Origin of the sequence: Lentzea kentuckyensis (genome assembly GCF_002150765.1) — a bacterium.
Classification (GTDB): domain Bacteria; phylum Actinomycetota; class Actinomycetes; order Mycobacteriales; family Pseudonocardiaceae; genus Lentzea; species Lentzea kentuckyensis.
This window is the reverse complement of sequence record NZ_MUYM01000163.1, coordinates 1-13,481: the sequence shown is the minus strand read 5'-3', so window position 1 is coordinate 13,481 and position 13,481 is coordinate 1. Positions and strand designations below refer to the sequence as shown.

The 13,481-nt window shown below is 68.8% G+C and carries 10 protein-coding genes and 1 pseudogene; 4 read left to right on the top strand and 7 right to left on the bottom strand.

Going from position 1 to position 13,481, the window contains the following annotated elements:
* Positions 1-791: pseudogene (locus tag B0F77_RS48405) on the top strand (hypothetical protein); the annotation flags it as partial.
* Here B0F77_RS48405 and B0F77_RS44655 read toward each other — a convergent pair.
* On the bottom strand, positions 788-1,384 hold the full coding sequence (locus B0F77_RS44655) for a superoxide dismutase family protein (protein ID WP_086669126.1): 597 nt from the start codon (positions 1,382-1,384) through the stop codon (positions 788-790). The pseudogene B0F77_RS48405 and the gene B0F77_RS44655 overlap by 4 nt on opposite strands.
* Before the next feature lie 13 nt (positions 1,385-1,397).
* Entirely contained in the window at positions 1,398-3,791 is a 2,394-nt protein-coding gene (locus tag B0F77_RS44650) for a hypothetical protein (RefSeq protein WP_086669125.1), read from the bottom strand.
* 119 nt (positions 3,792-3,910) lie between these two features.
* On the opposite strand from B0F77_RS44650, the gene B0F77_RS44645 reads away from it, so the two are divergent.
* Positions 3,911-5,785 (top strand): S41 family peptidase, encoded by a 1,875-nt coding sequence (locus B0F77_RS44645; RefSeq protein ID WP_086669124.1) that lies wholly within the window; start codon positions 3,911-3,913, stop codon positions 5,783-5,785.
* A 54-nt stretch (positions 5,786-5,839) separates the two neighbouring features.
* On the opposite strand, the gene B0F77_RS44640 is transcribed toward B0F77_RS44645, so the two are convergent.
* The 3 genes from B0F77_RS44640 to B0F77_RS44630 form a co-directional block, all read right to left on the bottom strand.
* Positions 5,840-6,421, bottom strand: a complete 582-nt coding sequence (locus tag B0F77_RS44640) for a hypothetical protein (protein ID WP_143467254.1) — start codon at positions 6,419-6,421, stop codon at positions 5,840-5,842.
* 88 nt (positions 6,422-6,509) lie between these two features.
* The gene (locus B0F77_RS44635) at positions 6,510-7,085 is read right to left on the bottom strand and encodes a hypothetical protein (RefSeq protein ID WP_086669122.1); all 576 of its coding nucleotides are present in this window, start codon (positions 7,083-7,085) and stop codon (positions 6,510-6,512) included.
* Positions 7,086-7,165: 80 nt separating this feature from the next.
* Entirely contained in the window at positions 7,166-8,092 is a 927-nt protein-coding gene (locus B0F77_RS44630) for a LuxR C-terminal-related transcriptional regulator (RefSeq protein WP_143467253.1), read from the bottom strand.
* 183 nt (positions 8,093-8,275) lie between these two features.
* Here B0F77_RS44630 and B0F77_RS44625 point away from each other — a divergent pair, with 183 nt between their 5' ends.
* Positions 8,276-10,066: a S8 family peptidase gene (locus B0F77_RS44625; RefSeq protein WP_211294354.1), complete on the top strand. Its 1,791-nt coding sequence runs from the start codon at positions 8,276-8,278 to the stop codon at positions 10,064-10,066.
* Between the two features lie 87 nt (positions 10,067-10,153).
* Positions 10,154-10,903 carry a PIG-L family deacetylase gene (locus B0F77_RS44620; RefSeq protein WP_086669120.1) on the top strand — a complete coding sequence of 250 codons (750 nt, stop codon included), beginning with the start codon at positions 10,154-10,156 and terminating at the stop codon, positions 10,901-10,903.
* 79 nt (positions 10,904-10,982) lie between these two features.
* Here the strand turns inward: B0F77_RS44620 and B0F77_RS44615 are convergent, their stop codons facing one another.
* Both B0F77_RS44615 and B0F77_RS44610 read right to left on the bottom strand, forming a co-directional pair.
* Entirely contained in the window at positions 10,983-11,588 is a 606-nt protein-coding gene (locus B0F77_RS44615; RefSeq protein WP_158103006.1) for an LPXTG cell wall anchor domain-containing protein, read from the bottom strand.
* Positions 11,589-11,719: 131 nt separating this feature from the next.
* Positions 11,720-13,481: DEAD/DEAH box helicase (locus B0F77_RS44610; RefSeq protein WP_158103005.1), on the bottom strand; the 1,762-nt coding region annotated here is incomplete at its 5' end.

Genomic DNA, 13,481 nt, shown 5'->3' with positions numbered 1-13,481 from the left:
GCGCGTGCCCGGTGGCGGACGAGGGGTGCGCCACCGGGCACGCGCTGGCACCTCGGCGGCTGGTCACCATCACCGGGGTGAGCGGGGTCGGCAAGACGCGGCTCGCCCTTGAAGTGGCAGGTGAGCTGCACTTCCGGCTCGGCTGGTCGGTGCTGTGGCATCCGGCGCGGACGCCGGTGGTCGACGACGACCTCGACACCGTGCTCGTCACCGACCAGTTGCTGGACCTCTGCCTGCTGGCCGCGCACCCGCGGTTGCGCGTCATCGTCACCGCGTTGGCGCCTACCGGGTTGCCGGGCGAGCACGTGTTCCCGTTGGGAGCGCTGGAGGACGGCGCGGCGGTGCGGTTGCTGCTCACGCACGTGCACAGGGTGCGGCCGGGGTTTCGGGCCGAACCCGCCAACGAGGCCGCGCTGGTCGGGCTCGTGCACGCGCTGGACGGGTTGCCGTCGGCGCTGGAGTTCGCGGCCGGGTGGTTCATGGTCTACTCGCCGCAACATCTGTTGGCACGGCTGCGGTCCAACCCGATGGACCCGACGTCGGCCCATCTGCGCGACTCGCTGCGCCGCTCGTTGTCCACATTGGACGACGACGAGCGGGCGCTGCTCGTGCGGATGGCCGAAGGGGCCGACTGGGACACAGCGCCCGAGGCGCACGCGTTGAGCGTGCGGGGACTGGTCCGCCGCGCCGGACCCCGATACGAGGTGCTCAACCTCGTGCGCGCGGCGGTGCTGGAACCGGTGTCAGGGCCACACCTCACTGGGGGTGTGGCCCTGACCTGGCCCTGTTAACCCGAGAACTGCGCGGTCAGGCACGCGAGGCGGTCACCGGCGGTGCCCGCCTTGCCGTGCTCGGCGCTGGTGTGCGTGGCGTGCACGATGACCGCGTTCGCCTCGCCCTTGCGGAACTCCCACTTCACGATCGCGGTGGCGGTCGCCGCGCCGGCCGCGTCGGTGGTGAAGTCGAGCCAGATCTCGTTCTGGGCGTTGGCGTACTTCGGGTCGACGCTCGGCGTGACCGGGTCCTTCTCGTTCTGGTAGTGCGGGCCGGAGTCGGCGGGCTTGGCCCCGCACGGCTTGGTGTGCACGTGCGAGCCGTACTTCGTGTTCGGCAGCAGACCGGACACCTTCAGCTCGACCGTCGTCCGTCCATCCGAGACGGAAGAACCGGCGGAGAGCTTGGCCCCCAGCGGAATCCGCGCGACGTCGTAGGTGATGCCCTTCGGCTGGTCACCGGACGCGGCCGGGGCCACCACCGACGTCTCGGCCACCGGCTTGATCGCCGGAGCCGGAGCCGGAGCCTGCGTGGGAGACGGGGTCGAGCAGGCGGCCAGCCCGCCGGTGAGCAGTACGGCGCCTGCGAGGGCCGCGACAGTCGTGCGCATGTCTCTCCTTGTGTCAACTGCGTTCCAGGTTCCCACCCCCTCCACGTCCACGATCGGGCGACTGGTTCAGATCAATTGAGACGAGGTCGATGAACGCCTGCTGATAGGCCGCACACAGGTGATAGCCGCCGTGAGTCTCCACTTTGTCCGGTGAGCCGTTCGTCTCCGCGGCACGACGGTCGAGCGGGTTCTCCTCCCAGCCGTGCACCGGGAAACCCAGATAATCCGTGCGGCGCCACAGGTTGATCCAGCTCGAACCCAGCAACACCGTCAGCCCGCGTTCCGGTGCCGAGCCGGCAACACGTCGCCACGGATCGCACGCGAACAACGCACCCGCCCGCACCGGCGGCGTGCCCAGCACCGCCGGACCCAGCAGTTCGGGGAAGATCCGCCCGAAGTACGGCCGCAGCTGAACGCCGTACGTCAGCAGCTGAACCCGCCGCAGATATCCTTCCGGCAAAGCGAAAAGCGCCGCCACGGCCAGGACCGCGCCCAGGCTGTGCGCGGACAGCACCACGCGGTTGCCGGGCGAGGAGTCCAGGAACTCGCGCGAGCGGTCGGCGATCTCCGGCACCGCGCGCTCCGCGTAGCAGGGCGGCGCGAACGGGTGCGCCGTGCGCGGCAGGAAGCACATCAGGTCCCACAACAAGCCGAGCGGCCGGCGGTTCGTCAGCATCCCGGCGCCGACGAACGACCCGATCACCGCGACCCCGGCGAGCCCCACGATCCAGTCGCCCTTGCCCACCACCCACGTCACGCCCTGCCACCGCGACCACGAAGGCGCGTCGAAAGACAGATAACACGTCAGCACCAACGCCAGCACGCCGGCCAGGGACAGCACGCCGGCGACGTTCTCCGCCCGGTGCGTCACGGCGACCACGTGCCGCACCCGCACGACGAGCACCTCGGCCTCGCTGTCGAGCACGGCGGGCCGCAGAAGCCGCGACAACAGCACCACGGCCTGCGCGATCACCAGCAGCACCAACGGAACCAGCGCCACCGCGAAGGCCGCGCTGAACCACGAGTAGAACGACGGCGCGCGCAATCCCGTTCCGACCCAGCCCCGGAACGTCAGCACCAGCACCGTCGACAACATCACCGACGACGTCAGCGACAACCCCAGCAGCACACCGGGTCCCGCCCCGCGCCACGCCTGCCACTCGTCACCCTGGCGTGGCCGGGCCCGCCACGCGAGCACCCCGGCGGCCGCGAGAGCGCCGACCCACGCCAGCGAGAACCAATACGTGGCAACCATGAACGCCACGAACAGAACCAGCAGCACCAGCGGACCCTTGGCGTCGTTGCGCCGCCACGACCACGCCGCCAGCACCGATCCGAGCAACGCCACCGTGACGACCGGCGGTCCCCACGAGGTCAGCCACAGCGGGCCGTCGAACGACGGCGCGATCGCGTACAGCCCGAACCCGTGCGCCACCAGCACGAGCACCGCCGAGATCATCAGCAACCACGACCACAGGCCGCCCTTCTCGGTCGACGGCACGTCCGGGCAGTCCGTCGCGGTCACCACGACCCGGCCCATCACCGTCGCCAGCAACCCGCCCGCGAGCACGGTGAGTACGAAGAAGAACGCGTGCTGCAACTGCTGCGCGCTCGTCACCAGCACCACCACACAACACCCCGCCGCGAGGTGCAGCCGGGTGAGCCGCCGGATCCGCGGGCTGCCCTCCCACATCGACTTCCGGCTGAGCATCACCCCGGCTCGCCGCACCGGCTTCTCCCGCATCGCCGTCCCCTCGTACCTGCTGCGGGACAACGAGGTCAGCGCCAGCAAGCCGAGCAACAGCAACACCGGCACGGCGGACGCGGCGAGCACCCGGACGTGCCGCGCCGGATCATCGAGCACGTCCAGGAAGTCCGGCAGCCGCTTGCAGGCCGTGCCCGGCAACGAGCACTGGATCGCGTAGACGTCGATCGCCACCTCGCACACCGCGAGCACCAGCAACACCGTGAGCCCCAGCCCGAACAACCGCGTCGAGGCCGCGCCACGTCCGGCGTTCCACCAGACCATGCGGCGCGTCGTCGGGATCGAGTCGTCGGGCAGCTTGCGCGACCAGTAGGCGACGTTCGCGAGTCCGAACGGCAGCAGCAACGCCCATCCGATGCGCCCCAGCACGTTCGCGAGCACCGACGGCACCCCGCTGCCCGGCACGCCGGGGCTGCTGCGGGCCATGCCGCCCCACGAGTACGCCTCGCGCCGGACGTCCGCGGGCACCTGACCTGGGTGATCGGCGGGCAGTTCGGCGAGCCGGTCCGGTTTGGGCCGCCAGAAGCTGCCGAACCGGTCGCCGCGGAACTGTTCGACCGCGTGGCCGGGGAGCGCCAGCATCGCGTCCGGGGGCGTGTTGTTCACCCCGTGGATGCGCAGTTCCAGGGTCCGAGGACTCATCGCCGGCCTCCCTTTACTCCAGTTGTCGTCCGGAAAGCTGCTCCAGTTAGCGGCCGAACGGGTGAAAAGGGTGTATCCAGCCGCCCTGGAAAGCCTCTACTTGGCAAGGAGGCCCCACCATGACCGCAACCGCTCACCCGAACGTCGCAAACTCCGTCGGACTCGCCGAGTTCCTCGCGACCGCGGGCACGCTCACCCTGGCGCAGCGCAAGCTCATCGTCGACCAGGCGCTCATCCTGCTGGAACAGAACTACGCGCACCTGCCGCTCAAAGTCGCGATGCACGCGGTGAACCCCGTGCAAAGACTCAGGGTCCTACGAGCAAGACTCGAACGACAGACCGACGCCACGGCCGAGCCCGAGTGGCAGTTCCACCGCGAGCTGTCGTCGACCTTCCACTCGGTGCGCGACCTGCACACGAACTACCTGCTGCCCGCGCCGTTCGCGGGCAAGATCGCCTTCCTGCCGTTCCAGTTGGAGCGCTGTTTCACCGAGGACGGCACCGAGCAGTACCTCGTCGCCCGTACGGTCGCGGGCTTCGACAGCCTCGCCGCCGGCACCGAGGTGACGCACTGGAACGGCATGCCGATCGCCCGCGCCGTCGCGTTGAACGGCGCGATCTTCGCGGGCAGCAACACCGCCGCGAACCTCGCCCGCGGCCTGGAGTCGCTCACGTTGCGCCCCTTGGTGATCCAGCTCCCGCCCGACGAGGACTGGGTCGTCGTCACCTATCGCGGTGCCGCGGGTGCGGAGGAGCTCCGGGTCGACTGGCAGGTCACCGACAACCTGCCGCCGATGACCGACGTCGACTCGCTCTCGCCCGCCGCGGCCGCGCAGGGTGTGGACCTGGACTCCGACGAGAAGGCCCGCGCGAAGAAGTTGTTGCACGCCCCCCAGGTCGTGCAGGCCGAGGCGTCCGGGGGCGCCGTCGCGATGGCCGAGCAGGACGTCCCGACGACGATGCCCGGCGTGTTCCGCGCCCGCCCGGTGATCACGCCGTCCGGCACGTTCGGCCACCTGCGGATCTTCACGTTCAGCGTGGACGACCCCAAGGCGTTCCTCACCGAGTTCATCCGGCTCGCGGCCCTGTTGCCGCAGAACGGACTCATCGTCGACGTCCGGGACAACGGCGGCGGCCACATCTTCGCCTCTGAGTTCCTGCTGCAGACGATGACGCCGCGGCGGATCGACCCGGAACCCGTGCAGTTCCTGAGCACACCGCTGAACCTGCGGATCTGCCGACGGCACGCGGAGGACCCGACCGGCCAGATCAACCTCGGCCCGTGGTTCCCGTCGCTCGACTCCTCGACCGAGACCGGCCAGGCGTTCTCCTGCGCCCACACCATCACGCCGGTCGACGGCGCGAACGCGGTGGGCCAGACCTACCACGGTCCCGTCCTGCTGATCACCGACGCGCGCTGCTACTCCGCCACCGACATCTTCGCCGCGGGCTGGGCCGACCACGAACTGGGCCCGATCCTCGGCGTGGACGACAACACCGGTGCCGGCGGTGCGAACGTGTGGACGCACGGGTTGTTGATGACGCTGCTGAAGATCCCGGCGCCGGGCGACGCCGAGTCGCCGTACAAGGCGTTGCCGGGCAGGGCGAACATGCGCGTCTCGATCCGCCGCACGCTGCGGGTCGGCAAGCTCTCCGGCACGCCCGTCGAGGACCTGGGCGTGCGCCCGACGCACCAGCACAAGGTGACGCGGGCGGATCTGTTGCAGGGCAACGTGGACCTGCTCGCCCGCGCGGGCGAGCTGCTCGCCGCGCTGCCGGTGCGGCGGCTCGGCGTGGCGGTAGACGGGACGACCGTCTCACTGGACACCGTGAACCTCGACCGGGTGGACGTCTACGTCGACGGCCGCCCCGCCACCTCGCTGGACGTGACCGACGGCGCGCACATCGTGACGTTGACCGCGGCCGGGAGCGAGGTGCGCGTCGAGGGGTTCGCGGACGGGCAGCTGGTGGCCGCGCGCAAGGTCGCCAGTTGAAAGGGCGGGCGCTTCCGGTGACTCCATGACCGGAAGCGCCCGCTCCTGATTCAGTTACTTCGTGAAGGTGAACGCGCGGTCGGCGGCGACGACCGCCAACTGCTTCTCGGTGCCCGGCGTCCAGCTCTGGACCCAGACGACCTCACCGTTCGGACGGAAGTTCCTGGCCTCCACGATCCCGAACCGGTCGTCCTTGGCGAGGACGGTCACGCCACCGCGGTGGTCGCTGACGGTGTCGGTGCACGTGGTGGTCTCGCAGTACTGCTTCGGCGACAACTCGTGGAAGCCCGGTGCGTTGACCTGCGTGTAGGTCGAGACGCGCTGACCGTTGTAGGTGAACGACACCGAGTTGCCCATGTACTGCATGTCGTCGAACACGCCCTCGGCCTCGCCGCCCCAGTTGCCGGTCGTGACCTCCTTGGCGCCGTGGAAGGCACGCGGGAACACCTTCTTCTGGCGCGCGGAGAACCCGTCGGCCTGCTTCTGCAGCTCCGCCTTGGTCTTGTGGACCGGCGTGACGTCCTTCGGCGGCCACGTGAGGTCCGTGGCACCCGATGCGGAAGCCGATGCCGTGCCCGCGAGCCCGAGGAGTGCGAGGCCCGTCAGGGCAGCCGTCATCACGTTGCGCATGCGCATGAATCCCCCTGGTGAGTATGTGCTTGCAACGAGGAAGACGCCTCAAGATCACCAGAGGTTGCACACGGATCTTCGATCCCTGTTCTCGCTAGCGTGTGAACGTGTAGGCGCGGTCCTCGGCCACGGCCGCCAGCTGCGCGGGCTCCTGCTCCGTCGAGCCCTGGACGAAGACGACCTCGCCGTTCGGGCGGTAGTTCGTCACCACCACCTCGCGGTACTCGTCCGGTCCACTGAAGACGGTCACGCCTCCCTTGCTGTCGCTGACCGTGCTGGTGCACTTCTGCCGCTCGCAGAGCTGCTCCGGCGACTCGGTGAAGAAACCGGGGGCGTGGACCTGCGTGATCACATTGGTCCACTCGCTCGGGTTGCGGAACTTGACGAGGTTGGCCATGTACTGCATGTCGTCGTCGAACACGTCGTCGCGCAGGCCACCCCACAGGTTCGGCGTGACGAACCGCGCGTCGGGGAAGATCGCCGGGTAGCTCTGCCGCTGGTGTGCGGTGAACTCGTCGGCCTGCTGCCGCAGTTCCGCCTTGGTCTTGTGGATGGGCGTGATGTCCTTCGGCGGCCACGAGAAGTCCTGCTGGGCGACCTGAGCGGACGCCGTGCCCGCCAGTCCGACCAGAGCAAAGCCCGTCAGGGCAGCCGCCATTGCCTTGCGCATGTATCCCCCATGGTGAGGTTGTTTGGTCCTTCATGAGGAGACACGCGGTTGGGTCATCGAAAGGTTGCAGACTTGTTCGGCTACAACCAACCTCGCCGCATCGCCTGCACCCCGGCCTGGAACCGGGTCTGCGCGCCGCACCGGTCCATCAGCTGCCGCACCCGCCGCTGCACCGTCCGCGGCGCCAGCCCGAGCTGCCGTGCGATCGACTCGTCGGTCAGCCCGGCCGCGAGCAGCCCCAGCAGGTTCGGGTCCACATCGGCCGCCGCCGCGTAGATCCCACCAGGACTGAACGGGATTCCCTTGTCCCAGTACAGCTCGAACGTCGACCGCAGCACGTCCAGCAACGCCGACGGGCGGATCAGCAGCACCTTGTCGACCACGTCGGCGTTCACCACGGGGAGCACCGCCGCGTGCGTGTCGATCACCGCGAGCTTGAACGGCAGCGTCGGCGTGACGCGGGCCCGTTCGCCGGCCGCGACCAGTTCGATGATCTCCGTGACCCGGCCGGGAAGGTCCACAGCGGACCGGTCGTAGACGACCCGCCACTGCACGTCCCGTTCGCGGGTCTCGTCCTCCAGCGCGACGTGCTGGCCCAGCGGCGTCACGTACGGCGGCTGGTCGAGCACGCAGACCTCGTCGCGGGCGCCGCGCAGCAGCGTGTGCCACAGCTCGCGGACCGCGTCCACACCCGAGATCACCTCGACGAACGCGTTGTCCGCCAGTTCCTCGTCGCGGTTGCGCAGGTAGAGGTCCATCAACGGGCCGACGTCCGCGCGCGCCTTGCGGTTCTGCTCCTCGCGGGTGGCGATGAGCGCCTCGACGGCGAGATCCGGCGCGACCGCCTGCCAGACGTCGCCGGGCAGGTGCCGGACCATCCCGAGCTCCCGCATCTCCTCCAGCGCCGACACCGCGACGCCGATCTCGTCGGTGGTGCGGCTACCTCCCGTTACCAGGAGCTCGTAAACGGCGGATAGCTCCGATGAGACGCCCAAGTGTCCGAACACGGCCATATTGTGCGCCATTCAGCGCAATGCCCCTGTCGTGAACACGCCAGTGTCGTTATTCGGACTCCGCCAGACCTGTTTTCGCAGGTGTGACCCGACTTACGGTCCTCGTCACCTCCGCAGCCGGTTCAGAACCCTGACGCCCTCAACGGCACGCGAAGGACATGCGTGGAAGGACCTCACGTGAACGGATTGCGACGCACGAGTGTGTGCGCCGCGGCAGTTTCCGCCGCCGTGCTCAGCGTTGTCTCACCTGTCAGCGCTGCCCCCGCCCCGGTCCAGTCCCAGCCGGACTCGACCCAGGTGAACCGCCCGTTCGAACGGCTGATCGTCGGCTACAAGCCCGGCACCGCCGAAGCCTCGTCCGACACCGCTGCCTCGGACGACGTGAAGAACAAGGGCAAGTCCGTGCACCGCCGCATGGCGAGTGGTGCGGTCGTCGTCGACCTCGGCTCGAAGACCACGAACGCCGAGAGCACGATCCAGGCGTTCAAGAACGACCCCGATGTCGCCTACGTCGAGCCGGACCTGCTGATGCAGCCGTTCGCCGACCCGAACGACACCGAGTACTCCCGGCAGTGGGACCTGTTCGAGGCCACCGCGGGCATGAACGTGCCCGGCGCGTGGTCCAGCACCACCGGCTCCGGCGTGACCGTCGCGGTCATCGACACCGGCTACGTCGCGCACAGCGACCTGTCGGCCAAGGTCGTCGCGGGCTACGACTTCGTCTCGGACGCCTCGCGTGCCCGTGACGGCGGCGGCCGCGACAGCAACCCGGCCGACGAGGGAGACTGGATGAAGGCCGGTGACTGCGGCACCGACGCGTCCGGCAACCCGTCCCCGCCGTCCGACCAGAACTCGTCCTGGCACGGCACCCACGTGGCCGGCACCATCGCCGCGTCCACGAACAACAGCAAGGGCATCGCGGGCATCGCCTACGACGCCAAGATCCAGCCGGTCCGCGTGCTGGCCCAGTGCGGTGGCTCCACCTCGGACATCGCCGACGCGATCACCTGGGCGTCCGGTGGCACGGTGAGCGGCGTTCCCGCGAACGCCACGCCCGCCAAGGTCATCAACATGTCGCTGGGCGGTCAGTCGTCCTGCTCGACGACCTACCAGAACGCGATCAACGGTGCCATCAACCGCGGCACCACGGTCGTCGTCGCGGCCGGCAACTCGAACATGAACGTCGCGAACTTCACCCCGGCCAACTGCAACGGCGTCATCACCGTGGCGGCGACCGGCCGTGAGGGCAACAAGGCGTTCTACTCGAACTTCGGCACCCGCATCGACATCGCGGCGCCCGGCGGCGAGACCCGTCGTGGCACCGACACCCCCGGCACCATCACCACGCCGGAGAACGGAATCTGGTCGACGCTGAACACCGGCGCGACCACCCCCGGTTCCGAGACCTACAAGCCCTACCAGGGCACGTCGATGGCCGCCCCGCACATCGCGGGCCTCGCGGCACTGCTGGTGGCGAAGAAGCCGTCGCTGACCCCGGCCCAGGTCAAGGACCTGATCAAGACCAACTCCCGTCCGCTGCCGGGCACCTGCTCCGGTGGTTGCGGTGCTGGTCTGGCCGACGCGACCAAGGCCGTGAACGCTCTGGACACCACGCCGCCTCCCAGCGGTGGTCTGGAGAACACGACCGACGTCGCGATCACCGACCTCGGCACGGTCACGTCCTCGATCAACTCCACGGTCACGGGCAACGCCTCCTCCACCACCAAGGTCGGCGTGGACATCGTCCACTCCTACCGCGGTGACCTGGTCATCGACCTGATCGCGCCGGACGGCACCGCCTACCGGCTGAAGAACTCGTCCTCTTCGGACAGTGCCGACAACGTGGTGGCGACCTACACGGTCAACGCCTCGTCCGAGGTCGCGGCGGGCACGTGGAAGCTGCGGGTCCAGGACGTGTACGCCGGTGACACCGGCTACATCAACTCCTGGAACCTGACCCTGCGATAGCTCCACGAGTTCGCCGAGGGGCGGCGCCTCCCATCCTGATGGAGGCGCCGCCCTTTCACATGCTCACTCGCGGGTAGCGTCGGAGACATGGCGACACTGGTGACGTTCCACGCGCATCCCGACGACGAGTGCATCGTCACGGGTGGCGTGATGCGGAAAGCGTTCGAGGAGGGGCATCGGGTCGTGCTCGTCGTCGCGACCCGTGGGGAGGTCGGCGAGATCCCGGACTTCCTGGAGGAGGGCGAGGAACTCTGGCAGCGGCGGGTCGTCGAGACGCACGTGGCGGCCGACCTGCTGGGTGCAGCGCGCGTGGAGTTCCTGGGATACCTGGACTCCGGGATGATGGGGGACGAGCTGAACTCGCGCCCCGGTTCGTTCTGGACGGCTGATGTCGAGGAAGCGGCCCAGAAACTCGCCGCGATCCTCGCCGAGGAGGACGCGGACGCGCTCACGATCTACGACAGCAACGGCGGATACGGCCACCCGGACCACATCCAGGTGCACCGGGTGGGCAAGCGCGCCGCGGAGATCGCCGGAACGCCCGCGATCTACGAGGCGACCATAAGCCGCGAGAACATGATGGAAGCGTTCCGGCGCTTCGGTGGGGAGGGTGTCGAGGCGCCGGAGAACGCGGGCACGCCGGAAGCGGACATCACCGGCCAGGTCGACGTGACGAAGTACCTGGACGTGAAGCGGGCCGCGATGCGCGCGCACGCCTCACAGATCTCCGAGCAGTCGTTCTTCCTGTCGATGGACGAAGAGACGTTCGGCTTCGCGTTCGGCACCGAGTGGTTCATCCGCGGGGGCCACGGCCCGGCGACCCCTCTGGACCTCTAGACAGCCTGGACCTCTGGACAGCGCTACGGGGACGGCTCCTGCTGGGTCCGTCCCCGTACCGCTATTTTTTCAAGCTAGTTCACGCGCTGCGGCGGCGGCGCAGGAACAGCAGGGTGCCGGCACCGGCGCCCACGAGCCCCAGACCCGAGAGCAGCAGCCACAGCGGGGACGCACCGGTCGCCGCGAGCGGCGGTTCCGGCGTGCTGCCACCGGGAGCCGGGGCAGGCGGCGTGGTCGTCGTCGTCGACGGCGTCACGGAGGACGAGGGCGCCTCCGACGGCGTGCTCGGCTTCGGCTCCTGCTGGGTCGGCGGTGCCTGGACACACGACTTGACCAACTTCGCCCAGCTGAAGTCGTAGCTCTTCCGCGACGTGGTGTCGGAAGCCTTCACCTCGACGCTGAAGTTGTGGTCGACCTTGGCGTCGAGCTTGTCCCAGGTCTTCGACCAGCTGTCGCCGAAGTTCTTCTGGGCCTGGAGCTCCGTGTTCCCGTCCTTGACGACCACGGTGTTCTTGTTGCCGCCCGCGTACTGGGTGAGGGTCACCTTCAGCACGGTCACTTTCGCGTTCTGGTCGCAGTAGGCCTCCACCACTGGGGTGTGGGCACTGGCGGGGGTGGCCAGCGCCAAGGAGACCAGGGTCGCGGTGGCCGTCACCACGAACGCGCCGAGAACTCTACTTGCCAACGGTTTTCTCCTGCTCTGGTTGGTGCGTGGCGGATCGAGCGATTCGAATCCTTGATCACCCGACCGGGTGAACCGCGCCACGCTAGCAACACAGAGCGCTCAAAAGGTCACCGTATGACAACGCTAAGGTGTCACCACGGGTAGATGATCATGCTTTCTGTTAGGCCGATGACTCCGGCCACCAAACGCATCTGTTCGACGCCTCGGACGTCCGCGTTCAGCAGCTGTGGCGAACAGATCATCACGGCGAGCACCTGGGCACGTGACAGGGCTACGTTCAATCTGTTACGTGACAAAAGAAAGTCCAGGCCGCGCGGCAGGTCCACGGTGGACGACGACGTCATGGACATGATGACCGCGGGTGCCTCCTGGCCCTGGAAACGGTCCACAGTGCCCACTCGAGTTTCGTCGAAACCCGCATCTGCCAACCTGCGCCGGATGACCCTGACCTGCAGGTTGTACGGCGCGACCACGAGAATGTCCGCATCGGTCAGTTCGCGCGTTTTGCCGTTGTCCGTCCACGTACGACCGACGATCTGGCGCACCGTGTCGACCACGGCGTCGGCCTCCTCGGTCGACGCCGTGATGTTGTGCCGGTGATCGACCTCACGCAGGTAGATTCCGGGCTCGATACCGGAGATTCCGCGATTCGACGCCGATTCGTGCGAATGGAGCAGTCCGGCATAAGAAAGTTCTGACACCGGCCGGCAGACTGCCGGGTGCATCCGGCGCGTCTGGGCGAGGAAGTAACCCAGGTGTGCCGGGATCACGTCCGCGTCGCCGATCAGGTGTCCGAGCGCGGACGCGTCACTGCCCGGCGGGTGCACGCCTTGCACGACCTGCGGCAGCTGCTGCGGATCTCCCAGCAGCACGAGGTTCTTCGCCGCCGTCGCCACCGCCACGGCATCGGCCAGCGCGAACTGGCCGGCCTCGTCGATGATCATCACGTCGAACGGCTGCGCCTTGATCACGGCGTTGGAGAACGTCCAGGCCGTGCCGCCGACCAGGTGTCCCTCGGGGTGTTCCTCCCGCCACCGGGCCAGCGCGCCGTTGTCCTTCGGCTGGTCCCACGGCACGGCCTCCTCGGGCTTTCCCTTGGGGCGCTTGGCCATCGGGATGTCCGAGTCGACGCTGCGCAGCACGTTCTCCACGGCCTTGTGCGACGTGGACGTCACCGCGACCGTCTTGCCCTGGTCGATCAGGTGCCTGATCAGCTTGGTCGCCAGGTACGTCTTGCCCGCGCCGGGCGGCCCTTGCACGGCCAGGGTGCCGCCGTCGAGCTGGTCGACGGCCTTGATCACGGCCTGCACGACGTCCGGATGCTGTGGCAACTGCCCCGGCGGCGTGCGCAGCAGCAGGTCGATGCCGGGGTTGCGGGGGAGCAGCGGCAGCAGGTGCACGGCCTGTTCGGCGAGCTCCGCGACGGCTTCGTCCTTCGGCGACGCAGGAACCGGGCTGCCGGGCAGCACCGCGACGGGCAGTTCGCCGTGTTCCTGCGAGTTGCTCTCGGTCAGCACCAGTTCGTACGGGTTGTCGTCCGACACGACGGCGTTGCGCGTGACGTTGCCGGGATAGAGCAGCCGAACCTGTTCACCGGCGCCGAACGGATGCGGCCGCTCCGGGTCGATCCGCGCGTGCACCTGCCGTTTGTGCGTGCGGACCCGCCCGCTCGGCGGCACCCAGTCCTCGGCCCGCAGCGTGATCGGCACCGCGCAGTTGGAGTCCGTCTCCAGGTCCGAGATCGGCGCGCTGGCCTGCCGGAAGAAGTCACCCCACGCGGGACTTGCCTCCCGCCGGTGGTAACCGACCGTCGCCGCGAACAACGAGTGCCCCTCGGCGAGCAGCGGCTCGGTCAACGCGGCCATCCGCCGCGCCCGCTCCGCCGCCTTCTCC

Coding starts and splice junctions, on each gene's coding strand:
- B0F77_RS44655 (WP_086669126.1), bottom strand. CDS start 1,384: ATGCGCACGACTGTCGCGGCCCTCGCAGGCGCCGTACTGCTCACCGGC.
- B0F77_RS44650 (WP_086669125.1), bottom strand. CDS start 3,791: ATGAGTCCTCGGACCCTGGAACTGCGCATCCACGGGGTGAACAACACG.
- B0F77_RS44645 (WP_086669124.1), top strand. CDS start 3,911: ATGACCGCAACCGCTCACCCGAACGTCGCAAACTCCGTCGGACTCGCC.
- B0F77_RS44640 (WP_143467254.1), bottom strand. CDS start 6,421: ATGCGCATGCGCAACGTGATGACGGCTGCCCTGACGGGCCTCGCACTC.
- B0F77_RS44635 (WP_086669122.1), bottom strand. CDS start 7,085: ATGCGCAAGGCAATGGCGGCTGCCCTGACGGGCTTTGCTCTGGTCGGA.
- B0F77_RS44620 (WP_086669120.1), top strand. CDS start 10,154: ATGGCGACACTGGTGACGTTCCACGCGCATCCCGACGACGAGTGCATC.